Here is a 20931-nt window from a genome sequence, read left to right on the forward strand (position 1 = left end):
AGAGCGACAGCGGCCCGGTCCGCCAGGAGCCGGCGCCCGCCCCCGCCACCGGGCCGCCCGCGACCCGCCGCCGCCGGCGCTTCAAGCGTCGCTGGGTCGTCGTGCCGGTACTGGTCACCGTGCTGATCGTGCTGCTCGTCCTCGTCGGGATCGGTCTGCTCGTCGCGGCCGCTCTCGGCCTGCTCTGAGCTCGGTCGTCAGCCGACCGGTTCGGCGTGCCGGCGCAGGTGCATCCGCTGGTGGTGCACCGCCGCCCGCGCCCGCGTCGAGAAGTCGGTCCCCACGACGACCCGTGGTCCGCGCACGCCCTCCTCGGTCATGGCGCCACCTCCTCCGCACCCATGACCAGCAGTTCGGCACCCGTCTGGACGGCGACGTCGGCGACGGTGACCGGGTAGGTGAGCGCCGCGACGCGGGTCCGGCCGTGCACGCCGGTCTCCTCGACGGCGCGCTCGACCATCGCGGTGAGCGCCTGTTCCATCTCCGCCCGGCCGTCGTCGGGCTGCGCCGGGTCGCCGGGCCACACGGTGACGGCCAGCAGCACCGCGTCCCGCCGCTCGGCCTCGACCAGGGCCCAGAGCAGCGCCTGGAAGCCGCACGCGGACGGGCGGACGTCGACGAGCACCAGCGGCCGGACGGTCGGCTCCGTCATGCGGCCAGCGTGCTCCTTCCCCGGGCGGGCGGGAAGTGTCCTTCGGCGCGCTATGCCAGCAATCGTGGGACCACGCAGGCGGCCAGGTCGGCCAGCAGCCGCTCCGGCTCGGCCCGGCAGTGCGCGACGTCCGGATCGACCTCGGTCAGCGCGTGCGCGGCGGTGAAGCCGGCGCCGCTCAGCCGGTCCCCGCCCAGCGCCACGACGCCGGCCAGGGCGAGGCACGGCACGCCGGCGGCACGTGCCCGGGCGGCGACCTCGGCCGGGGCCTTGCCGGACAGGGTCTGCTCGTCGAGGGCTCCCTCGCCGGTGATCACCAGGGCCGCGCCCCCGATCGCCGGGGAGAGGCCGACGAGGTCGCAGACCAGGGCCGCACCCGAGACCAGGCGGGCGCCCAGCGCCAGCGCACCCGCCGCCGTCCCGCCCGCGCCACCCGAGCCGGGGACGTCGGCGACCTCGATCCCGAGGTCGCGTCGCAGGATCGCTGCGTACCGGGCGAGGGCGGCGTCCAGCGTCAGCACGTCAGCGGGCGAGGCGCCCTTCTGCGGCCCGAACACCGCGGCCGCACCGGACGGCCCGGTGAGCGGGTTGGTGACGTCGGTGGCCACGACGATCTCCACGCCGGCCAGCCGGGGGTCGACGTGTGCGGCGTCCGCCCGCGCCAGCCGGGCGAGCCCGGCGCCACCGGGCGGGATGTCGCGGCCGTCGGCGTCCAGCAGCCGGACGCCGAGGGCCTGCAGCATCCCGGCCCCGCCGTCGGTGGTGGCGCTGCCACCGATGCCGAGGACGAGTCGCCGGGCACCGCTGTCGAGGGCGGCCAGCAGCAGGTCGCCGACCCCGCGGGTGGAGGCCGTCGACGCCGCCGGCGCGGCGAGCGCGAGACCGGCGGCCGACGCGAGCTCGACGACGGCCGTCCCGTCGTCCGTGGCGAACGTGGCATCCACCGGCCGCCCGTCGGGACCGCTGACCCGGGCGGCCCGCGGCGAGTACCCGGCCCGCAGCGCGGCCGCGACCGTGCCTTCGCCGCCGTCGGCGACCGGCCGCAGGACGACCTCCGCCGTCGGGACGGCGCGGGCGACGCCGGTCGCGATCGCCTCCGCTGCCCGGTCAGCGGCGAGAGACCCCTTGAAGGAGTCGGGGGCGACCACGATGCGCACGCCAGCAGCATGCCGCGGCACGATGTCGGCATGCGCAGCAACGACCTGCTCCTCTACGCCTACGAGCAGATCCAGGTGACGCTCCGCCGGGCGGTCGAGGGGCTGACCCCGGAGCAGCTGACCCGCCGGCTGGGTCCCGAGGCGAACACCATCGCCTGGCTGGCCTGGCACCTGGCCCGCGTCCAGGACGACCACATCACCGACGTCGCGGGGGGCGAACAAGTCTGGACGGCGGAGGGCTGGGACGCCCGGTTCGGCCTGCCGTTCCCGCGCGGGGCCACCGGCTACGGGTTCAGTCCCGACGAGGTGGCGCAGGTGCGGGTGCCGGCGGACCTGCTGCTCGGCTACGCCGCCGCCGTCCACACCCGCTCCGCGGACTACCTGCGCGGACTCTCGGACGACGATCTCGACCGGGTCGTCGATACTCGCTGGGATCCGCCGGTCACCCTCGGCGTCCGGCTGGTCAGCGTGCTCTCCGACGACCTGCAGCACGTGGGTCAGGCGGCCTTCGTCCGGGGACTGCTCACCGCCGGCTGACCACGGCGAGCGGAAGTCGCCGGGCGCCCATAGCGTCCTGTCCGTGAGTGAGCCGAGCACCGACTTCTACGCCATCGAGGAGCTCCTGGAGCCCGAGGAGATCGCCGTCCGCGACAAGGTGCGGGCCTTCTGCGCGACGGAGGTCACCCCGCGGATCAACGATTACTGGGAGCGCGCGGAGTTCCCGTTCGAACTGGTCCCCAAGATCGCCGAGCTCGGTATCTCCGGCGGCACGGTCGAGGGCTACGGCTCCCCCGGCATGAGCGCCGTCGCCGCCGGCCTGGTCGCGGCCGAGTGGGCGCGGGCCGACGGCAGCGTCGGCACGTTCTACGGCGTGCACAGCTTCCTGGCGATGCAGTCGATCGCCCTGCTCGGCAGCGAGGAGCAGCGCGAGCGGTGGCTGCCGGCGATGGCCCGCATGGAGAAGATCGGCGCCTTCGGGCTCACCGAGCCCCAGCACGGCTCGGACGCCGTCGGCCTGGAGACCTCCGCGCGCCTCGACGGCGACGCCTACGTGCTCAACGGGCAGAAGAAGTGGATCGGCAACGGCTCGATCGCCGACTACGTGATCATCTGGGCCCGCGGGACGGACGGCGCGGTCGGCGGGTACGTCGTCGAGAAGGGCACCCCCGGCTACGAGGCGACCGTGATGACCGGGAAGACGGCGCTGCGGGCGGTCTGGCAGGCCGAGATCACGCTGACCGACGTCCGGGTGCCCGCGGAGAACAAGCTCGCCGAGTGCCACTCCTTCAAGGACGTGTCGCGGGTACTCGACCGCACCCGGTACACCGTCGCGTGGCGGGCCCTGGGTCTGGCGACGGCGTCCTACGAGCTGGCGCTGGCCCACGCGCTGCGGCGGGAGCAGTTCGGCCAGCCGATCGCCGGCTACCAGCTGGTGCAGGACAAGCTGGCCCGGATGCTCGCCGAGATCACCTCGATGCAGCTCATGTGCTGGCGGCTGTCCAAGCTCGCCGACGCCGACCGGATGACCGCCGCGATGGCGTCGCTGGCCAAGATGAACCACGCGGCCAAGGCCCGGGCCATCGTCGCCGACGCCCGCGACATCCTCGGCGGCGACGGGATCCTGCTGGACAACCACGTCGCGCGGCATCACGCCGACATGGAGGCGATCTTCACCTTCGAGGGCACCGACTCGGTGCAGGCGCTGATCGTCGGCCGCGAGATCACCGGGCTCTCGGCGATCAGCGGTCGCAAGCCGTCCCGCTCCTGAACGGCCGCGTGCCGGCCTAGCGCGCTGACGTCAGGGGCTTCGTCACCGCGGAGATGCGCTGGCAGTCGGGGCAGGCCGTCCGGCCGATGCCCACGCGGTGCCACTTCTGGGATCCCCAGACCTGGACGATGGCCCCGCACACGGCGAGTTCGACCTCCCCGTCGAGCTCCGCCGGGGGGCGGTGCGCCTCCACGGCGTGCCACGGGAAGGTGTGCTCCGCCGGCTGCCCCCGGGACCACCGGTCGGGTCGGGCGAAACCTACGGCATAGCTGTCCACGACCAACCTGTGCCCCGCGTCACAAGCGCCCAACCACCGCGTTTGGGCGAATTCGGCCGACATCGGTCCGTCTGCACCACGCCGGACGGCCCCACGGGGGTTGCCCCGCCGCGTTACCGTCGAGGGCGGTCGAACCGGAGGGAGCGCGGGCATGGAGCCGATCAGCCTGCTGGTGGGTGGCGTGCTGCTGGCGGCCGGTTTCGTCGCCGGCCGGCTCGGACGGCGCCCCCCTCCTCCTCCCCCGCCGATGACGCCCCTCTGCGGCTGCGGGCACGCCCTCAGCCAGCACGACCGGGAGACCTCGACCTGCTACGCCGAGCTGCGCCGCGACACCTTCGACAGGCGGGGACGCTGGTCCGGGCACAGCTGGGTGCCCTGCACCTGCCGGCAGTACGTCGGTCCCCGGCCGATCGACGAGGTCTTCGCTCCCCGACTGCTGCCGCCGTCGATCGACTGAGCACGACCGGCGGGCTCCCGTCCGAGTGCCGCCGCCGAACGCGGGCATCACCGGAGAGCAACGCCGAACCCACAGCCCTCGGAGACTCCGTGACCGCACGCCCCGAACCGCGCTCCCCCCGACGCCGCGTCGTCCTGGCGGCGACCGAACCGGCCCGCACCCTGGTGAGCGCCGGCGCACTGGCCGCGGGCCTGCCCCTGCTCACCCGGGCGCCCCGGGGCGAGCCGCATCCCGTGCTCGTCCTGCCCGGGCTCATGGCGTCGGACGTGTCCACGCGGGCCCTGCGTACCTGGCTGGGCCGGCTCGGGTATCCCGTCGTCGGCTGGGCGCTCGGTCGCAACCGCGGCCCCACCGAGGAGGTGGTCAGCGAACTCCCGCTGCTGGTGGACCGGCTGGCCCGCGAGCACGGGACGTCGGTGAGCATCGTCGGCTGGAGCCTCGGTGGCATCTACGCCCGCCGGCTCGCGCGACGGGCGCCCCGGCAGGTGCGCCAGGTGATCTCGCTCGGCTCCCCGTTCGGGCTGGCCGAGCGCGGCGCCGACCGCAGCCCCGGCGGCCGGGCCTACCGGCGGCTGGCGCCGGTCTCCGCGAACGGCCGGATCTCCGCCTCACGGACGTCGCTCGCCCGGGGTCTGCCGGTGCCGAGCACCGCCGTCTACTCGAAGTGGGACGGCGTCGTGGACTGGCAGGCCTGCCGTCAGGAGCCCGGGCCGCGCAGTGAGAACGTCGCGGTGCGCAGCAGCCACCTCGGACTGGGCCACGACCCCGCGGTGCTCTGGATCGTCGCCGACCGGCTGGCCCAGCCGCGCCACGAGTGGCGGCCCTTCGAGCGGCCCACCCGGTTCGGGCTCGGCACCCTCTTCCCGCCGGAGGACTGACTGCCGGCCGGTGCGCGGGAAACTAGGCTCCCGCCATGGCTGAGCTGCTGTTGTTCCACCATGCCCAGGGGCTGACGAGCGGATGTCTCGCCCTCGCCGAGAAGATCCGTTCCGCGGGGCACGTCGTGCACACGCCCGATCTGTACGCGGGAAAGACCTTCGCCGACCTCACCGACGGCATCGCGCACGCACAGCAGATCGGCTTCGACACCGTCCTGGAGCGCGGTCGGCTCGCCGCCGAGGGCCTTCCGGAGGACGTCGTCTACGCCGGCATCTCACTGGGGGTCATGCCGGCACAGCTGCTGGCCCAGACGCGAGCCGGTGCGCGAGGAGCCGTGCTCATCAGCGGCTGCGTGCCGCCGTCGGAGTTCGGCACGGCCTGGCCGCAGGGCCTGCCGCTGCAGATCCACACGATGGAGGACGACGACATGGGCGACGTCGAGGTCGCCCGGGAGATCGTCGGGACGGTCGGGAGCGCCGAGCTGTTCGTCTACGCCGGCGACCAGCACCTGTTCGCCGACGACAGCCTGCCTGCCTACGACGAGCAGGCCGCGACGCTGGTCGAGAGCCGGGTGCTCGGCTTCCTCGACAGGGTGGCGTAGCGGCTCAGCCCGCCGGCTGGTCGGTCAGGTCCGGCCCCCCGATGATCCCGTCCGCGGCCAGGGCCGTCAGCTCCTGAGCAGTCAGTCCCAGGTCCGCCAGCACGCCGGTCGTGTGCTGGCCGACCGAGGGCGCCGGGCCTCGGGGCGCGATGTCCGCTCCGGAGATCCGGATGGGGCTCGCCACGGTGCGGAACGTGCCGGCCTCCGGGTGGTCGATGGTCGGATACAGGCCGTCGACCTCCGCCTGGGCGTCGGCGGCGAACTCCGCCACCGTCGAGCCGGGCCCCCAGATGAACCCCTCCGCGTCGAAGAGCCGCCCCCACTCCTCGAGTGTCCGCGTGGCGAAGACGCCGTCCAGCAGAACGGTCAGCTCGGCCATGTTCTGGGCGCGCCCGGCGTAGGAGGCGAAGCGCGGGTCCTCGGCCCACTCCGGTCGCTGCACGGCGGCGCAGAACCGCGGCCACCAGTGCGGTTCCGGCATGAACAGCAGCAGCCAGCGGCCGTCGGAGCAGCGGAACCCGCCGTGCAGCGCGTGCGGGCGGGCCCGTCGGCCGCCCTGTGGGGGGTTCTGACCGTCGACCAGCGTCGCGGCCAGGTCGGTGGCCATGGTCCAGGCGGCGGCCGACAACAGGCTGACGTCCAGCCGCTGCCCCTTCCCGGTGGTCTCGACGAGGCGGAGCGCGGCGAGGATGGACGCCAGCAGCGCGAGTGCGGCCGTGTGGTCCCCCTGGGCCGGACGCAGCCGCGGTGGTGCCGGGTTGTCGGGCTCCGCCATGGCGTGCAGGACGGCGCCCCGCCCGAAGAAGGCGGTGAGGTCGTATCCCGGCCGCGTCGCATCGGGACCGCCCAGCCCGTAACCGGTGAGGGTGGCGTGGACCAACCGGGGGTTGAGCGCGAGCAGGGTGTCGGCGTCGAGGCGGAACTTCGCCTGGCGGCCGGGCATCAGGTTGCACACGAAGACGTCGGCCCGGGCGGCGAGCCGGCGCACGAGGTCGGTCCCCTCGGGCCGATTGAGCGCGACGGCGACGCCGCGCTTGCCGCGGTTGTCCATCTGGAAGGAGGCGTCCAGTGGAGCGACGCCGGGCGGCATCGCCGGCTGCCGGGTCGCCTGCCGCATCGCGTCACCGCGCAGCGGCTCGACCTTGACGACCTCGGCGCCCATGTCTGCCATGAGCGCGGCCGCACCCGGCCCCGCCATCCAGTTGGCCACCTCGACGACGCGGATGCCCTCGAGCGGAGCGACCACCGGTATCTCCTTTCCGGCCCCGCAGAGGGGCTCAGTCCGCGAGGTAGTCGAAGACGAGACCGGCCCGCCCGAGGGTGAGGTCGGTGACGATGTGGCTGGCCGACACGATCTCGCGCACCGGCAGGTCGGCCAGCGGCGCCAGCGCGTGCTCGAACAGCTGCAGGCGCGCGGGCCCGGTCCACGCCCCCCGGATCGTGATGTCGGTGATCTGGCTCCGCACCAGTTCCAGGATCCGCGGCCGGCGGTCGTAGCCCGGCAGCATCTTGAGCCCGAACGTGGGCTGCCCGATCTCGGCGCGTGCGTCGTCCTCGCTCATCGGTGCGTGCTTGAAGCCCATCGTCGCCGTGGCTACGCGCAGCGACCCGTAGTCGAGGGTCCCCACCAGGGTGTCGGTGTCCACGTAGAGCGCGGGCGTGCCGAACTTCTTGGGAAAGGCGCTGATCTCCCGGCCGCTCGCGATCGACGGCAGGCTGTCGACGTACATCGCGTGCAGGTAGTCGGCCGGCTCCCCCTCGTACTCGACGCGGAGGACCTGTCCCGACTCGGTGAAGGAGCCCAGCCCGGTGACGTCCGGCATCCGCATCACCTCGAACCGGACCAGCGGTTCGGCGACGGTCAGGGGCTCGGGAACCACCCGCCGCATCGCCTCGGCATCGGTGCGGTACAGGATGTTGAGGTACTCGCGACCGGTGAACCGGTAGCGGCCCGCGGGATAGGCCGGCGCGCCGAGCGGTGTCGTGGACTGGCGCCGCACCTCCTCGATGTTCACCCGTCGCCCTCCCCGCGGGCAGCCTCGCGAGCGGCGAGGACGGCGAGCTGCGCGCGGTCGCGTGCTTCGGTCATCTCGTCGTAGCGGCGGTCGCGGAAGCGCTCCTCCACCTGGCCGGAGATGGTCTCGATGGTCTCGGGCGTGAGCTCCGGCTGCCCCAGGCTCTTCCACCGGCGCGACATGCCGGGGCCGAGATGCTCGAAGAGATGGCGGAGCCCTCCCGGACCGCCGCCCAGGTGCATGCTCTCGAACGGTCCCTGCGTCGACCAGCGGAGACCGATCGACTCGGTGACGACCTCGTCCAGCTCGGCCACGTCCACCACACCCTCGAGCACGAGGTGCACGCACTCCTTGAAGATCGCCGACTGCAGGCGATTGGCGACGAACCCGGGCACCTCCCGGTGCAGCACCACCGGCTTCTTGCCCAGCCCCCGGTAGAACTCGACCGCGGCGTCGACCGCCCACTGCTCGGTGCGCTCCCCCGGGACGATCTCCACCAGCGGCAGCACGTGCGGCGGGTTGAACGGGTGCCCGACCAGCAGCCGCCCGGGCGTCCGCATGTCCCGGCTCAGCTCGGTGGGCATCAGGCCCGAGGTGGACGAGAGGATCAACGCCTCGGCCGGGGCCGCCTCTTCGACGCGCGCGAACAGCTCCCGCTTGAGCTCGATCCGCTCCGGACCGTTCTCCTGGACGACGTCGACGCCGGACACTGCCGCCTCGAGGTCGGGCGCGACCTCGATCCGGCCGAGGAGTTCCTCGGCGTCCCGGGGTCCGCCGGGGAGGGTCCGGGCGAACTGCCGCACCGACTCCTCGAGGACCTGCCGGACGTCGGGCCGCGGATCGGTCAGCCGGACCTGCAGCCCGTGCGCCGCGAACACCGTTGCCCAGGACAGGCCGATGGTGCCTGCCCCGATGACCGCCACGCTGCGGCTGTTCTCACTCACGGCCAACCCCCAGGCGTTCCGCCGCGCCAGGCTGCGATCGGACCACACCTGGTGGCGGTCGGCGAGCTGTAGCGACCGGAGCGGTTCAGTCCTCCGCTCGGGCCAGGTCCGCCAGTGCCCGGGCGAGGCTCGCGACGCGGTCGACACCCAGCGACGTCGCCAGGGCCGACTCGTGCGCCTGCACCAGCGCCTGCAGCCGGGAGAGGCGGGTGCGGCCCAGGTCCGAGAGGTGGACGACGACCTTCCGCCCGTCGTCGGGGTCGGGGAGCCGGTAGGCGAGGGCCGCGTCGACGGCGCCGTCGACGAGGCGGGTGAGCGTCGGTGCCGGCAGGTGCAGGGCGGCGACGAGCTCACCCATCGAGCGCCCGGAACCCCACGCGAGCGAGCGCAGCAGGCGGTAGCCGTCCAGCGTGGCGCCGTCCTCGGCCAGGACGGCGGCGACGCCCCGGGAGACCCGCCGCTGGGTGACCGTCAGGAGCTCGACGAGGTCGTCCGGCACACGAACGGGTTGCGCGGCGGCTGCGGCATCTGCGCCCGGCACCATGGCCGCACCATACTCATCGCGTGCCCAGCCAGCCCGGACTCCTGGACCCGTGGGAGGTCCTGCTCACCGGCCCGCGCCCGGACGTCGTCCGCGTGGGGCTGGCCGTACCGCTGTCCGGGCCCCTGGCGATGACGGCGCCCTCGGCCCTCGATCTCGCCGGGCTCGCCGCCGACGAGATCAACGCCGCAGGAGGGGTCGCCGGACGGCCGGTCGAGCTGGTCGGCGTGGACTCCGGCCGTGCGCCGGAGGTGGTCGCGGCGGAGGCGGCGGCGCTGCACCGGGCCGGCGCGTTCGAGCTCCTGGTCGGGTTCCACACCAGCGACGTGCACCGCGCCCTGGAGCGCGCCCTGCCGCCGGAGGCCCGCTACGTCTTCACCCCGCCGCACGAGGGCGGCGCCCGTCGTCCCGGCGTCGTGCGGATCGGTCAGTCACCGCTCGAGCAGCACGCCGCCGCGCTGACCTGGCTGGTCCGGCACCGGCGGGCGCGGCGCTGGGTGCTGCTGGGCACCGACTACGTGTGGCCGCGCGCGGTGCACCGCGCCGCCCGGCGCGTGCTGGCCGAGGTCGGCGGCGAGGTCGTCGGCGAGGCCTTGGTGCCCTTCGGGCCGGCCGACCCCGGCCCGCTGCTGGACCTGGTCCGCCGCAGCCGAGCCGACGCCGTGCTGCTCAGCCTGGTGGGCCGCGACCTGGTGGCCTTCAACCGGGAGTTCGCCCGCGCCGGGCTCGACCGCCGCGTCGTCCGGCTGTCCGGAGCCCTGGAGGAGAACGGCCTCTACGCCCTCGGCGGCGACGCCACCGGGGAGTTGTTCGCCTGCATGCCGTCGTTCGCCGCGGCCGACGGCGGCGCCGACGAGCACCAGCTGGCCCTGGAGGAGCGCCACTCGCGCCGGTCGGGGCCCGGGGCACCGGTCGTCTGCGCCTACGCGCGCGGTGTCTACGACGGGGTCCGGCTGGCCGCTGCGCTGGCCGGCGGGCGGGCGCTGCGGGGACGCCGATCGGCGCCGCGGCTGGCGCGCGCGGACGGCCTCGCGTTCCGTGAATTAACAGAGACGCACTGCGCCTGAATCGTTACTTCCACATGGAAGCAGTTGGCTCTAGTCTCCACCCGGCCCGGCTCAGCGCCGGAGGCAGAGACGTAGGAGTCGTCATGAGCGAACCCCGTACCACCAACGACCCCGCCGGTCCCGTGCCCGGCGCCGCACCCGGCCCCATCCCAGCCACGGGTGACCCCGGCGTGGAGGCCTTCGGCTACCGCCAGGAGCTGAAGCGCTCGCTCACCTTCACCGACCTGCTGGTCTACGGCCTGGTCTTCATGGTGCCGATCGCGCCGTTCGGCATCTTCGGTGGCGTCTTCCAGGCCTCGGGCGGGATGGTCGCGCTCGCCTATGCCATCGGCGGACTGGCGATGGCCTTCACCGCGGCCTCGTACTCGCAGATGTCGCGGGCCTTCCCGATGGCCGGCTCCGTCTACACCTACGCAGGTCGTGGCATCGCCCAGCCGGTCGGGTTCATCGCCGGCTGGATGATCCTGCTCGACTACGTGCTGGTGCCCGCGCTGCTCTACTTGATCGCCGCGATCGCGATGAACTCGATCTACTCGTCGGTGCCGGTGCTGGTGTGGCTGATCGGGTTCGTCCTGCTCAACACCATCGTGAACTTCTTCGGCATCGAGTTCACCGCCCGGGTGAACAAGGTCATGCTGGTCGGCGAGCTGATCGTGCTCGCGATCTTCCTCGTGATCGGCGTGGTCGCGCTCGCCTCCGGCGAGGGCCGCGGCTTCGACTTCTCCCCCATCTACGACGCCGACACCTTCTCGCTGGAACTGGTCTTCGGCGCCGTCTCCATCGCGGTGCTGAGCTTCCTCGGCTTCGACGGGATCTCCACCCTGGCGGAGGAGAACAAGGAATCGGCGCGCATGATCGGCAAGTCGATGATCGCCGCGCTCGCGCTGGCCGGCGTCCTGTTCATCGTGCAGACGTGGGTCGCCGCCCTGCTCGTGCCCGACCCCGACACCCTGATCGCCGAGGGCGACGCCGCGGGCACTGCCTTCTACGACGCCGCAGGCGTGGCCGGTGGCGCGTGGCTAGCCACCCTGACCGCGGTCGCGACGGCGATCGCCTGGGGTTTCGCCAACTCCCTCGTCGCCCAGGCAGCGACCTCGCGGCTGCTGTTCGCGATGGCGCGCGACCGGCAGCTGCCCAGCTTCCTGGCCCAGGTGCACCCGACCCGTCGCGTGCCGGTCAACGCCACTCTCGTGGTCGCCGTCATCTCCCTGGTCCTCGGCTGGTACATGACGACGCGGGACGACGGCATCACCCTGCTCTCGACCCTGGTCAACTTCGGTGCGCTCTCGGCGTTCCTGCTGCTGCACGTCGCGGTCGTGGTGCACTTCATCGTCCGGCAGAAGAGCACCGACTACTTCCGCCACCTCGTCGTCCCGGTGCTCGGCTTCGCGATCCTGGCCTACGTCGTCTACAACGCGCAGGTCGCCGCCCAGCGGCTCGGCTTCGTGTGGCTGGGCGTCGGCCTCGTCCTCATGGGCATCCTCCTGGCCATGGGGCGCAAGCCGGAGCTCAAGGCGGAGGAGCACCTGTGAGCGATCTGACGGTCGTCGCCCTGACGCCGGAGCCGGATCAGCTGCGCTACACCTTCGGCGGCGGCGAGCCGTTGATCACGGTGCCGCCGGGCACGGTCGTGGAGCTCACCACCGAGGACTGCTTCGGCGGGCGCGTCCGCAGCGCCGACGACCTGCCGAGCCAGGTGTGCGAGTTCCCCTACCTCAACCCGGTCACCGGGCCGATCGCCGTCGAGGGCGCCGAGCCCGGCGACACCCTCGCGGTGCACCTGGTCGAGATCGCCCCCGCCCGCGACTGGGCGGTGTCGGCCACGTTCCCGCACTTCGGGGCGCTGACCGCCACGCACAGCACGGCGATGCTGCACGACCCGCTGGAGGAGCTCGTCTGGGTCTACGAGGTCGACCGGGAGCGGGGCACGTGCCTGTTCCGGCCGCGGCGCGGCGGCCCGGAGGTCGAGCTGCCGCTCGACCCGATGCACGGGACGATCGGGGTCGCGCCCGCCGGAGGTGAGGTGTTCGCGAGCATCACCCCCGGCGCCCACGGCGGGAACATGGACACCCCCGAGATGCGGGCAGGGACGACGGCGTACTTCGGCGTCAACGTGCCCGGCGGGCAGCTCTCGCTCGGCGACGGGCACTGCCGTCAGGGTGAGGGCGAGGTGTGCGGCACCGCGGTGGAGGCCGCGATGCGCACCGTCGTCGTCGTCGACCTCATCAAGGGCGGCGGGCCTGCAGCCCCACTAGCATGGCCTCGGATCGAGAGCGACGAGTTCCTCATGTCGACCGGCTCGACCCGGCCACTGGAGGACGCCTACCGGGTCAGCCAGCACGACCTGGTCACCTGGGCCGCCGAGCTCACCGGCTGGGCGAAGCTCGACGCCTACCAGCTGGTCAGCCAGGCCGGGCTGGCGCCGGCAGGCAACGTCGTGGACACCAACTACACGATGGTGGCCAAGCTGGCGAAGCGGTACCTGGGCTCGGACGTCGTGGCCGCCGACGGCGTGCACGGCCGGCTGCGGGCGACGGCCGCCGCCTACCTCGCCGAGCGCTGAGGGACACTCACGGCCGCTTGCGGGCTCGCAGGACGGCGTCGTGGACGGTGATGTCGTGGCCCTCGTGGACGGCGGCCGGGCGCGGCCGGGCCTCCGCGACGACGACGTCCCACCCGTCGTCGAGCGACTCGGCGATCTCCGCGGCGGTGAAGAAGCGCTCGGGCTCCGGCGGCCGGTGCGCGCCCGCGGCGACGTCGCTGAAGTCGTGCCCGACGACGAGCAGCGTCCCGCCCGGCGCGACCGCCGCCGCCAGCCGGGCGAACAGCTGTCGCCGAGGTTCGGGCGGCAGGTGCATGAACTGCGCGGAGATCAGGTCGAACTCCGCGCCCGGCACCTCTGCGGTGACATCGGCATAGACCCAGCGGATCCGCCCGGCGATCTCGGCGCCGAGCGTCTCCGCGTGCGCCCGGCCGCGCTCCAGCGCGGTGCGGGCAAAGTCCACGGCCGTCACCTGCCACCCGCGCTCCGCGAGCCAGATGGCGTCGGCTCCCTCGCCGCAGCCGACGTCCAGGGCAGACCCCGGCGGCAGGTCGGCGGCCTCCCGGACGAGCTGTGTGTTGGGCCGGCCGCTCCACAGCGCGTCGGTGGCGCGGTACCGCTCCTCGAAGGACTGCTCGTCGAACATCAGCGGGCCCCCGCCAAGGCCCGGGCCTCGACGGCGCGGCGGGTGTCCTCGGCGATGAGGTCGGCGTTGATCATGGCCGCGGTATTCAGGCCGGCTGCGGCCGCCGAGATCACCTGCGCCCGGAGGTCCGCAACGTTGCCGGCCACCCAGACCCCCGGGACGGCCGTGGCACCGGTGGGATCCGCGGCGACGTAGCTGCCGAAGACGTGCCCGTTCAGCTCCATCGGCACCGCCTCCAGGCCGAGCGAGGTCAGCGCCACGGCGCGGGCGGTGAACCGCGGCGACACGACCAGCGCCCGCCGGGCGACGACCTCCCCGCCGGCGAGCCGCACCCCGGAGAGCCGGCCACCCTCGCGCTCCAGGCCCTCCACGGTCCCGGTCACGACCGCGATATCACGGGCGGCCAGCTGCTCGCGCTCCTCGGCGGTGGGCGCCGGTCCGGTGTGCTGGAAGAGCGTCACGTCGGCGCTCCACTGCCGCCACATCAGTGCCTGGTGCACGCCGAAGGGGCCGCCGAGGACGCCGATCGCTGCGTCCCGGACCTCCCAACCGTGGCAGTAGGGGCAGTGCAGGACGTCGCTGCCGAACAGCTCCGCCACACCCGGGACGTCGGGCAGCTCGTCCACCAGCCCGGTCGTGACGAGCAGCCGCCGCGCGGACACGAACTCACCGCTTTCCAGAACGACGCGGAAGCCGTCGTCCTCCTGCTCGGCGCGGGCGACCCGGCCGTCGACGAACTGCCCGCCGTAGCCGGCCACCTCCGCGCGGCCCGAGGCGAGCAGCTCGGCCGGGGTGGCTCCCTCACGACCGAGATAGTTGTGCACGTGGCCGGCCGGGGCGTTGCGCGGCGCCCCGTCGTCCACCACCAGGACCGACCTCCGGGCCCGCGACAGTGCAAGCGCACCGCTCAGGCCGGCGGCCCCTCCACCGATCACCACTACGTCGTACCGGTCGTCCATCGTCTGCTCCGCTCGTCGTCGTTCGATGAGGACGACTGTCGACCGATCCGAGTGGAACAGCAAGTATCGTTGCTGTTATGGCAACGATGAACTCGGACGACGACGTCCTCGCCGGCGTGGGTCCACGGCTCCGGGCGCTCCGTCAGCAGCGTGGGATCGCGCTCAGCGAGCTGGCGGCGACCACCGGCATCTCAGTGAGCACGCTCTCCCGTCTGGAGTCCGGCCAGCGCCGCCCCACGCTGGAGCTGCTGCTTCCCCTCGCCCGCGTCCACCAGGTGCCGCTGGACGAACTCGTCGACGCCCCGGCCACCGGCGACCCGCGGATCCACGGGCGGCCATTCGAGCGCCGCGGCGTCACGATCGTCCCGCTGACCCGGCGTCCCGGCGGCCTGCAGGCGTTCAAGCAGCTCTACCCGCCGCAGTGGCCCGGCGGGGAACCCGAGCAGCAGTCGCACGAGGGCTACGAGTGGCTCTACGTGCTCTCCGGCCGGTTACGGCTGCTGCTGGGCGAACACGACGTCCTGCTGAAGCCCGGCGAGGTCGCGGAGTTCGACACCCATGTGCCGCACGCGTTCGCGACGGGCGCCGAGGCGGCCGAGGTGCTGTGCCTCTTCGGTCCGCAGGGCGAGCGGCTGCACGTCCGGGCGGCTCCCGCGGGAAGGTGAACGGTCAGGGCTCGAGCTGACGCACCACGCGGGCCGGATTGCCGACGGCGACGACGTTCGCCGGGAGGTCGCGGGTCACCACCGCGCCCGCGCCGACGACCGTGTTCGCGCCGATCGACACCCCGGGGCAGACGATGACGCCGCCGCCCAGCCACACGTTGTCGCCGATCGTGATCGGCTCCGCGGCCTCCCACTTGTCGCGGCGGGGCCCGGGCTCCACCGGGTGGGTGGGGGTGAGCAGCTGGACGTTGGGGCCGATCTGGACGTCGTCCCCGATGGTGATCGCGGCGACGTCGAGGGCGACGAGCCCGAAGTTGGCGAACGACCGCGCCCCGATCGAGAGGTTCGTGCCGTAGTCGACGTACAGCGGAGGCCGGATCTCGGTGCCCTCGCCGACCGATCCCAGGAGCTGCTCCAGCAACTGGCGGCGCAGCGGGGCCTGCCGCACGCTCGTCGCGTTGTACGCGGCCATGAAGTCCAGCGCGACCGCGCTGTCCTCGGCCAGCTCGGGGTCGTCGGCGATGTAGAGGTCACCGGCGAGCATCCGCTCGCGCATCGACCGGCGGTCCGTCTGCTCCGTCGTCACGTCGGCGAACCTACCGAGCACCCGTCCGGTCAGAGGCGCAGGGACCAGGACGACAGGTGCCCGACCGGCCGGAAGCCGAGGGCCTCGTTGACCGCGACCATCGGCAGGTTGCTGTCGGAGTTGTATGTGCTGATGCGGCGCACCTGGGGCATCGTCGCCGTCAGCTCGCGGAGCACGGCGGCCTTCAGAAGTGCTCCCAGCCGGTGGCCGCGGTGTTCGCGCAGGACCAGCGTGCCCGCCTGCTGCGCCCGCTCCGGCTGCGCCAGCGGGACCTGCAGGTCGGTGAAGGCGACCAGGCGGCCGTCCCTCACGGCCCCCGCGGAGAGGACCGTGCGTCCGCGGGCGACGTGGGCCGCCTCGTACTCCCGGATCCGCTCGCCGTCCCAGTGCTCCTCCTCCACCGGCAGCTCACCGTGCGGGGCGTCGGTGGTCATCCGCCGCTCGAGCACAGCCCGGTCGTCGAGCAGGTCGTCCGGGGTCCGGTCCCGCCAGGTGATCAGCTCGTAGCCGACGCTGGCGCTCCTCGCCTCGGCCTCGAGGGCGGCCAGGGCCTGCTCGTCCGGCGGCAGCAGGAGGTCGCGCCGGGTCTCCAGCAGGTCGCACGTCCAGCCGTGCCGCAGGGCGAACTCCCGGCCCGGGGTGCCGGGCGCCGGCTCGTCGATCTCCGCGATGAGGTCCGTTCGCCCGGCGGCCGCAGCGAGCCGGAGCCCCTCCGCGAGGAGCGTCCCGCCGATGCCGCGCCGGCGGTGCTCCGGGTGCACTGCGACGTCGACGACGGCGACCGTCGGGTTGTCCTTCGTGGGCAGCAGCAGCCGCAGGGCACCGACGACTCCGCCGTCGACGACCGCGGCACGATGCGTGCCGTCCCGGGATCCGCCCGGGGACACGAGCTGGCGGCCCAGGGCGACGTGGTCCGACGCCGGTCGCGGAGACTCGTCGGGACGGTCGGCACGCTCGGTTGCGGCCCAGACCTCGCACCAGGCGGCGAAGAGGCCGTCGTCGGGGCCGAGTTCTACGAGCTCGAGCGCGGGGGAAGGCACCCCCCAGTCCTACCGTCCGGGGCAACGGCTTTTCCGCACGTCCCGTCCGAATGGCCGTGGCCCGCGGATCACTCCGCCGGGGCGTGCGCGAGCATCCGGCCGACCGTCTCCACCCAGGCCGCCCGCACCTCCTGCGGCTTGTCGAGCACGGCGTTCGCCACCTCGGCTTCGACGCCGCGGCCGCCACCGACCATTGCTTCGAAGGCGAGGCGGAACAGGAGGGTCCTGATCTGTTCCACGTCGAGCCCGGCGTCGACCAGGGGCTGGATGACCCAGTACGGCTGCTCGCGTGCGACCAACTCCACGCCGATCATTCGCGACCGGACGCCGCTCCGGATGCACACGTGGCCGGGAAGGTGGCCCCGTCAGCCCGCTTCGACGGTCTTCTTGACGCCGTCCAGGAGCGCCGTCCACATGCCCGTCGAGTGCTCCGCCTCGTCGGGGGTGGCGTTGTTGTCCTGGCTGAGCGTCAGGTGCGTCCCCGCACCGCGACCCTCGAGCTGATACGTCAGGGTGTGGTAGTTCTCCGGCACGTCCGGCTGACCGCTCATCGGGCTGTAGTGGGTGACCACCAGGCGCTCCCCGGGCTCGATCGCGACGATCTCTCCCTTGTCCTCGTACGCCCGGCCCTCGTGGACGCCCCGCCAGACGATCGGGCTCCCGACCCGCCAGTCGGTCTCCACGTCCGACCCGAACATGAACTTCTTGATCTGCACCGGGTCGACCAGGGCCGCCCACACCTGGGCCGGTGCGGCGTCGATGTCGATCTCTGCCGTGGCCACGAGGCCGGTCATGCGTGGCTCCTCCGTCCTACTGGTCCGTCTCCTACCGGCCACCGTAGGGCGGATCGACCGGGCCGTAGTGGAGAAAGACGTCACTGTTCTTCGGCAGGAAGCCGGTCGGATTTGTTTCGATCTCCACGGCGGCTCACATAGAGAGGAGGGGGGTTCACCGGAGAGGCAGAGCGCGTGACCGAGACGGTTCCCGACCGCACGAGGACGCCGACGCTGCGGATCGCGTCGGTGCCGGAGGACCACGTGTACGTGCGGCACCTCGGAGCCGTGGATGGTTCCGACTCGACTCGCAGACTGCCCGACCCGCCACCGGACGACCCCGATGCGTTCCCCGGCCAGTGGTGGCCGCCCCGGATGCTCTCGCCGGACTGGGTGCGCGAGCACCGCGCCGAGTTCGACGTCATGCATGTGCAGTTCGGCTTCGACGCGCAGTCCGCCCAGACGCTCGCCTCGCTCGTGGCGGAACTGCGGCGATGGGACAAGCGGCTCGTGTACACCGCTCATGACCTCCGCAATCCGCACCACATCGACCGGCGGGCGCACGACGAGCACCTGGACGTGCTGATCCCCCAGGCCGACGAGGTGGTCACCCTCACCTCCGGTGCCGCAGCCGAGATCGAGCGTCGCTGGGGCCGGCGGCCCGTCGTCCTTCCGCACCCCCATGTCATCGAGTTCGAACGATTCGGCCGACGGCCCGCCGGTGGAGACGGGTGGACGGTCGGCGTGCACGCCAAGAGCGTGCGCGCGAGCATGGTCCCGCTGCCGGTGATCGCTGCGATCGCTGATGTCGTGCGCGAGCTGCCCGGCGCGCGCCTGCAGGTCAACGTCCACCACGACGTCGCCGACGCCGAGGGCCTCCGGCACGACCCGGCGCTGATGCGGTGGCTGCGGGAGGCGGCGTCCGACGGAGTCCTGGACCTGTTCGTCCACGACTGCTTCAGCGACGAAGAGCTGTGGCAGTACCTCGAGTCGCTGGATCTGTCGGTCCTTCCCTATCGGTTCGGGACGCATTCGGGCTGGCTGGAGGCCTGCTTCGACCTGGGTACGACGGTGCTGGCGCCGACGTGCGGCTTCATCGCCCAGCAGCGGCCGTGCCTCACCTACCGGCACGACGAGCGGGGACTGGACGTGTCGTCCTTGCAGGCGGCCGTCCGGACCGCCTACGAGCAGCGTCCGCTGTGGCAGGCGAGCCTCGCGGACCGGCGACAGGAGCGGGCCGAGCTGGCGGCCGCCCACCGCACGATCTACGAGGCGGTCCTGCGGTGACGCCGCCCTCGCGGATCGCGATCATCGGGTCAGTGCGCCATCCGATCCGCGAACCGTTCGCCGGTGGGCTGGAGGCACACACGTGGGGCCTCGCGCGTGCCCTCCGCGAGCGAAGTCATGACGTGACGGTCTTCGCGGGGCCGGGCTGCGACCCCGCGCTCGACGTGCAGGAGATACCGGTCCGGTGGCCACGGATCAGCGCGGCCGCTCGCGCCGACGTGAGCATGACCGCGGACGCGTGGCTCGAGGAGCACCACGCCTACCTCACGCTCATGCTCGAACTGTCCCGGACCCGCCAGTTCGACGTGGTGCACAACAACTGCCTCCACCACCTGCCCATCGCGATGGCCCCGGCCCTCCCCACCCCGATGGTGACGACGCTGCACACGCCGCCCACGCCCTGGCTCGAGTCCGCGATACAGACGGGACCCAGCGCGGTCACGTTCGTGGCCGTCAGCGAGCACACCGCCCGCGCGTGGCGGCCCAGCACCGCGGCGCAGGTGATCCGGAACGGCGTGGACCTCGACCTGTGGCCATGGGGGCCGGGCGGCGGGTCCGCCATCTGGTTCGGGCGCCTGGTCCCCGAGAAGGGCGCCGATCTCGCGATCCGGGCGGCCCAGGCGGCAGGCCTGGCTCTCGACCTCGTCGGACCGATCGCCGACCGCCGCTACTTCGTGGACCACATCAGTCCGCGCCTGGGACCGCAGGTCCGCTACCTCGGGCATCTCGACCGCGCGGCCCTCGCCGAGCGGGTGGGCGCGGCCTCGGTCACCCTCGTGACGCCGCGGTGGGACGAGCCCTACGGCCTCGTCGTCGCCGAGTCACTCGCCTGCGGCACCCCGGTCGCCGCGTTCGATCGTGGCGCGGTGTCCGAGGTGCTCGACCGGGACTGCGGCGTGCTGGTCGGGGCCGACGACGTCCCCGCCCTCGCTGACGCCGCGGAGCGCGCCCGTTCCCTGTCCCGCGCCGCCGCCCGTGACCAAGCCGTTCGCCATTGCTCGCTGGCCCGCATGATCGACGACTACGAGAGCCTGTACGCGCGCCTCGCGGGGCGGGACGTCGCATGATCGGCTACTACGTCCACCACGTCGGGCGCGGTCACCTCCGCAACGCGATGTGCATTGCCTCAGCCCTCGACCACGAGGTGACCGGGCTGTCCTCCGTGCCCCGGCCGGCCGAGTGGACGGGTCCGTGGATCGACCTCGAGCGCGACGACCAGGGCCACCCCGTCCGGGACCCGAGCGCGCACGGCCGACTGCACTGGGCTCCGGCGCACGACGTCGGCCTGGCCGCCCGGATGGCCCGCATCGCGGAGTGGATCAACACCGCGCGTCCCGCTGCGCTGGTCGTGGACGTCTCCGTCGAGGTCGCCGTCTTCGGACGCCTCATGGGGGTACCGGTCATCATGACGGCGCTACCCGGCGACCGCTCCGACGCCGCCCATCAGCTGGGCTACTCGGTGGCCGACGCGATCCTCGCGGCCTGGCCGTCGGACCTGGGCGCCATGGATCGCGACCTGCACCGATGGGCCGACCGAACCCACCACGTCGGTGGGCTCTCGCGGTTCGCCGGCCGCTCCACGACTGCGCCGCCACGCGCCCGACGCCGTGTCCTCGTCCTGCAGGGCAGCGGCGGCACGAGCATTCGTCAGGCCGACATCGGGGCCGCTGCCGCTGCCACGCCCGAGTGGGACTGGCACCGCCTCGGGCCCGGCGCGTGGTCCGAGGACCCCTGGCCCGAGCTGTGCGCGGCCGATGTGGTGGTCACCCACGCCGGGTTGGGTGCCCTCGCCGACGTCGCCGCGGCGGGCCGCCCCGCAGTGGTCATTCCCGAGGACCGCCCGCACGACGAGCAACGCGCGACCGCCCGCGCCCTCGCCGACGCCGGCCCGGTCGTCACCTCGGGACACTGGCCGGAGGACCACCAGTGGCCGGACCTGCTCGCGCGCGCTCTCGTCGTCGGCGGATCCGGCTGGCAACGCTGGCGCACGGACGGCGCCGCCGAACGCGCCGCCCGGGTCATCGGAGCCGTGGCCGGCCAGCACGCGCGGGAGTCTGCGTCGTGCGCGTAGCGGT

Annotated in this window: 26 protein-coding genes and 1 pseudogene; 13 read left to right on the plus strand and 14 right to left on the minus strand. The window is 73.3% G+C overall.

Going from position 1 to position 20931, the window contains the following annotated elements:
• Positions 1-188, plus strand: a pseudogene (locus E4P38_RS22665) (serine/threonine protein kinase); the annotation flags it as partial.
• 9 nt (positions 189-197) lie between these two features.
• Here the strand turns inward: E4P38_RS22665 and E4P38_RS23680 are convergent.
• The 3 genes from E4P38_RS23680 to E4P38_RS00010 are packed head-to-tail and all read right to left on the minus strand — an operon-like array spanning position 198 to position 1809.
• Positions 198-320 (minus strand): hypothetical protein, encoded by a 123-nt coding sequence (locus E4P38_RS23680; RefSeq protein ID WP_280791028.1) that lies wholly within the window; start codon positions 318-320, stop codon positions 198-200.
• Positions 317-652 carry a universal stress protein gene (locus E4P38_RS00005; protein WP_135129683.1) on the minus strand — a complete coding sequence of 112 codons (336 nt, stop codon included), beginning with the start codon at positions 650-652 and terminating at the stop codon, positions 317-319. Before E4P38_RS00005 ends, E4P38_RS23680 begins: the two co-directional genes overlap by 4 nt.
• Before the next feature lie 50 nt (positions 653-702).
• A complete protein-coding gene (locus E4P38_RS00010) occupies positions 703-1809 on the minus strand; it encodes a glycerate kinase (protein ID WP_135129684.1) in 1107 nt (368 codons plus the stop codon).
• Between the two features lie 30 nt (positions 1810-1839).
• Here E4P38_RS00010 and E4P38_RS00015 point away from each other — a divergent pair, with 30 nt between their 5' ends.
• Complete coding sequence (locus E4P38_RS00015; RefSeq protein WP_135129685.1) at positions 1840-2346, plus strand: DUF664 domain-containing protein; 507 nt, start codon at positions 1840-1842, stop codon at positions 2344-2346.
• A 43-nt stretch (positions 2347-2389) separates the two neighbouring features.
• Positions 2390-3577: an acyl-CoA dehydrogenase family protein gene (locus E4P38_RS00020; protein ID WP_135129686.1), complete on the plus strand. Its 1188-nt coding sequence runs from the start codon at positions 2390-2392 to the stop codon at positions 3575-3577.
• Between the two features lie 16 nt (positions 3578-3593).
• Here the strand turns inward: E4P38_RS00020 and E4P38_RS00025 are convergent, their stop codons facing one another.
• Positions 3594-3854, minus strand: a complete 261-nt coding sequence (locus tag E4P38_RS00025) for a hypothetical protein (protein ID WP_135129687.1) — start codon at positions 3852-3854, stop codon at positions 3594-3596.
• A 151-nt stretch (positions 3855-4005) separates the two neighbouring features.
• Between E4P38_RS00025 and E4P38_RS00030 the strand changes: the two genes are divergently transcribed.
• The 3 genes from E4P38_RS00030 to E4P38_RS00040 all read left to right on the plus strand — a co-directional run bounded on the left by E4P38_RS00030 (position 4006) and on the right by E4P38_RS00040 (position 5791).
• Complete coding sequence (locus E4P38_RS00030; protein ID WP_135129688.1) at positions 4006-4311, plus strand: hypothetical protein; 306 nt, start codon at positions 4006-4008, stop codon at positions 4309-4311.
• 89 nt (positions 4312-4400) lie between these two features.
• Positions 4401-5189 carry an alpha/beta hydrolase gene (locus tag E4P38_RS00035; RefSeq protein WP_135129689.1) on the plus strand — a complete coding sequence of 263 codons (789 nt, stop codon included), beginning with the start codon at positions 4401-4403 and terminating at the stop codon, positions 5187-5189.
• Between the two features lie 35 nt (positions 5190-5224).
• A complete protein-coding gene (locus E4P38_RS00040) occupies positions 5225-5791 on the plus strand; it encodes a dienelactone hydrolase family protein (protein WP_135129690.1) in 567 nt (188 codons plus the stop codon).
• Positions 5792-5795: 4 nt separating this feature from the next.
• On the opposite strand, the gene E4P38_RS00045 is transcribed toward E4P38_RS00040, so the two are convergent.
• The 4 genes from E4P38_RS00045 to E4P38_RS00060 all read right to left on the minus strand — a co-directional run bounded on the left by E4P38_RS00045 (position 5796) and on the right by E4P38_RS00060 (position 9294).
• Positions 5796-7037 (minus strand): CoA transferase, encoded by a 1242-nt coding sequence (locus E4P38_RS00045; protein WP_135129691.1) that lies wholly within the window; start codon positions 7035-7037, stop codon positions 5796-5798.
• 31 nt (positions 7038-7068) lie between these two features.
• Entirely contained in the window at positions 7069-7806 is a 738-nt protein-coding gene (locus E4P38_RS00050; RefSeq protein WP_135129692.1) for an acetoacetate decarboxylase, read from the minus strand.
• The gene (locus tag E4P38_RS00055) at positions 7803-8750 is read right to left on the minus strand and encodes a 3-hydroxyacyl-CoA dehydrogenase NAD-binding domain-containing protein (RefSeq protein WP_135129693.1); all 948 of its coding nucleotides are present in this window, start codon (positions 8748-8750) and stop codon (positions 7803-7805) included. Before E4P38_RS00055 ends, E4P38_RS00050 begins: the two co-directional genes overlap by 4 nt.
• An 85-nt stretch (positions 8751-8835) precedes the next feature.
• The gene (locus E4P38_RS00060) at positions 8836-9294 is read right to left on the minus strand and encodes a MarR family transcriptional regulator (protein ID WP_135129694.1); all 459 of its coding nucleotides are present in this window, start codon (positions 9292-9294) and stop codon (positions 8836-8838) included.
• A gap of 20 nt (positions 9295-9314) precedes the next feature.
• Between E4P38_RS00060 and E4P38_RS00065 the strand changes: the two genes are divergently transcribed.
• From E4P38_RS00065 to E4P38_RS00075, 3 genes are all read left to right on the plus strand, one after another.
• Positions 9315-10358, plus strand: a complete 1044-nt coding sequence (locus E4P38_RS00065) for an ABC transporter substrate-binding protein (protein ID WP_209308841.1) — start codon at positions 9315-9317, stop codon at positions 10356-10358.
• 83 nt (positions 10359-10441) lie between these two features.
• Positions 10442-11890, plus strand: a complete 1449-nt coding sequence (locus E4P38_RS00070; protein ID WP_135129695.1) for an APC family permease — start codon at positions 10442-10444, stop codon at positions 11888-11890.
• Positions 11887-12921, plus strand: a complete 1035-nt coding sequence (locus E4P38_RS00075; RefSeq protein WP_135129696.1) for an acetamidase/formamidase family protein — start codon at positions 11887-11889, stop codon at positions 12919-12921. The genes E4P38_RS00070 and E4P38_RS00075 overlap by 4 nt, the downstream gene beginning before the upstream one ends.
• Positions 12922-12928: 7 nt before the next feature.
• Here the strand turns inward: E4P38_RS00075 and E4P38_RS00080 are convergent, their stop codons facing one another.
• On the minus strand, positions 12929-13546 hold the full coding sequence (locus E4P38_RS00080) for a class I SAM-dependent methyltransferase (protein ID WP_135129697.1): 618 nt from the start codon (positions 13544-13546) through the stop codon (positions 12929-12931).
• Positions 13546-14505, minus strand: coding sequence for an NAD(P)/FAD-dependent oxidoreductase (locus E4P38_RS00085; protein ID WP_135129698.1), 960 nt, complete (start codon positions 14503-14505; stop codon positions 13546-13548). Before E4P38_RS00085 ends, E4P38_RS00080 begins: the two co-directional genes overlap by 1 nt.
• 77 nt (positions 14506-14582) lie before the next feature.
• On the opposite strand from E4P38_RS00085, the gene E4P38_RS00090 reads away from it, so the two are divergent.
• Positions 14583-15170 (plus strand): helix-turn-helix transcriptional regulator, encoded by a 588-nt coding sequence (locus E4P38_RS00090; protein WP_245160690.1) that lies wholly within the window; start codon positions 14583-14585, stop codon positions 15168-15170.
• Between the two features lie 4 nt (positions 15171-15174).
• Here the strand turns inward: E4P38_RS00090 and E4P38_RS00095 are convergent, their stop codons facing one another.
• From E4P38_RS00095 to E4P38_RS00110, 4 genes are all read right to left on the minus strand, one after another.
• Positions 15175-15756, minus strand: a complete 582-nt coding sequence (locus tag E4P38_RS00095; protein ID WP_280791029.1) for a sugar O-acetyltransferase — start codon at positions 15754-15756, stop codon at positions 15175-15177.
• Positions 15757-15785: 29 nt separating this feature from the next.
• The gene (locus E4P38_RS00100) at positions 15786-16796 is read right to left on the minus strand and encodes a GNAT family N-acetyltransferase (protein ID WP_135129699.1); all 1011 of its coding nucleotides are present in this window, start codon (positions 16794-16796) and stop codon (positions 15786-15788) included.
• Between the two features lie 68 nt (positions 16797-16864).
• On the minus strand, positions 16865-17101 hold the full coding sequence (locus E4P38_RS00105; protein ID WP_135129700.1) for a hypothetical protein: 237 nt from the start codon (positions 17099-17101) through the stop codon (positions 16865-16867).
• A gap of 60 nt (positions 17102-17161) precedes the next feature.
• A complete protein-coding gene (locus E4P38_RS00110) occupies positions 17162-17590 on the minus strand; it encodes an SRPBCC domain-containing protein (RefSeq protein ID WP_135129701.1) in 429 nt (142 codons plus the stop codon).
• A gap of 174 nt (positions 17591-17764) precedes the next feature.
• On the opposite strand from E4P38_RS00110, the gene E4P38_RS00115 reads away from it, so the two are divergent.
• The 3 genes from E4P38_RS00115 to E4P38_RS00125 are packed head-to-tail and all read left to right on the plus strand — an operon-like array spanning position 17765 to position 20927.
• Positions 17765-18856, plus strand: coding sequence for a glycosyltransferase (locus E4P38_RS00115; RefSeq protein ID WP_135129702.1), 1092 nt, complete (start codon positions 17765-17767; stop codon positions 18854-18856).
• 32 nt (positions 18857-18888) lie between these two features.
• The gene (locus tag E4P38_RS00120) at positions 18889-19923 is read left to right on the plus strand and encodes a glycosyltransferase (protein WP_209308842.1); all 1035 of its coding nucleotides are present in this window, start codon (positions 18889-18891) and stop codon (positions 19921-19923) included.
• Positions 19920-20927: a glycosyltransferase gene (locus E4P38_RS00125; protein ID WP_135129704.1), complete on the plus strand. Its 1008-nt coding sequence runs from the start codon at positions 19920-19922 to the stop codon at positions 20925-20927. Before E4P38_RS00120 ends, E4P38_RS00125 begins: the two co-directional genes overlap by 4 nt.
• The last annotated feature ends 4 nt before the right edge of the window (positions 20928-20931 follow it).

It is taken from the genome of Blastococcus sp. CT_GayMR16 (assembly GCF_004570875.1).
Lineage (GTDB): Bacteria > Actinomycetota > Actinomycetes > Mycobacteriales > Geodermatophilaceae > Blastococcus_B.

Bases quoted from the DNA above. Each gene is read 5' to 3' on its own strand.
- E4P38_RS00070 (WP_135129695.1), top strand. From the start codon at position 10,442: ATGAGCGAACCCCGTACCACCAACGACCCCGCCGGTCCCGTGCCCGGC.
- E4P38_RS00090 (WP_245160690.1), top strand. From the start codon at position 14,583: ATGGCAACGATGAACTCGGACGACGACGTCCTCGCCGGCGTGGGTCCA.
- E4P38_RS00085 (WP_135129698.1), bottom strand. From the start codon at position 14,505: ATGGACGACCGGTACGACGTAGTGGTGATCGGTGGAGGGGCCGCCGGC.
- E4P38_RS00040 (WP_135129690.1), top strand. From the start codon at position 5,225: ATGGCTGAGCTGCTGTTGTTCCACCATGCCCAGGGGCTGACGAGCGGA.
- E4P38_RS00110 (WP_135129701.1), bottom strand. From the start codon at position 17,590: ATGACCGGCCTCGTGGCCACGGCAGAGATCGACATCGACGCCGCACCG.
- E4P38_RS00005 (WP_135129683.1), bottom strand. From the start codon at position 652: ATGACGGAGCCGACCGTCCGGCCGCTGGTGCTCGTCGACGTCCGCCCG.
- E4P38_RS23680 (WP_280791028.1), bottom strand. From the start codon at position 320: ATGACCGAGGAGGGCGTGCGCGGACCACGGGTCGTCGTGGGGACCGAC.
- E4P38_RS00015 (WP_135129685.1), top strand. From the start codon at position 1,840: ATGCGCAGCAACGACCTGCTCCTCTACGCCTACGAGCAGATCCAGGTG.
- E4P38_RS00080 (WP_135129697.1), bottom strand. From the start codon at position 13,546: ATGTTCGACGAGCAGTCCTTCGAGGAGCGGTACCGCGCCACCGACGCG.
- E4P38_RS00030 (WP_135129688.1), top strand. From the start codon at position 4,006: ATGGAGCCGATCAGCCTGCTGGTGGGTGGCGTGCTGCTGGCGGCCGGT.
- E4P38_RS00125 (WP_135129704.1), top strand. From the start codon at position 19,920: ATGATCGGCTACTACGTCCACCACGTCGGGCGCGGTCACCTCCGCAAC.
- E4P38_RS00060 (WP_135129694.1), bottom strand. From the start codon at position 9,294: ATGGTGCCGGGCGCAGATGCCGCAGCCGCCGCGCAACCCGTTCGTGTG.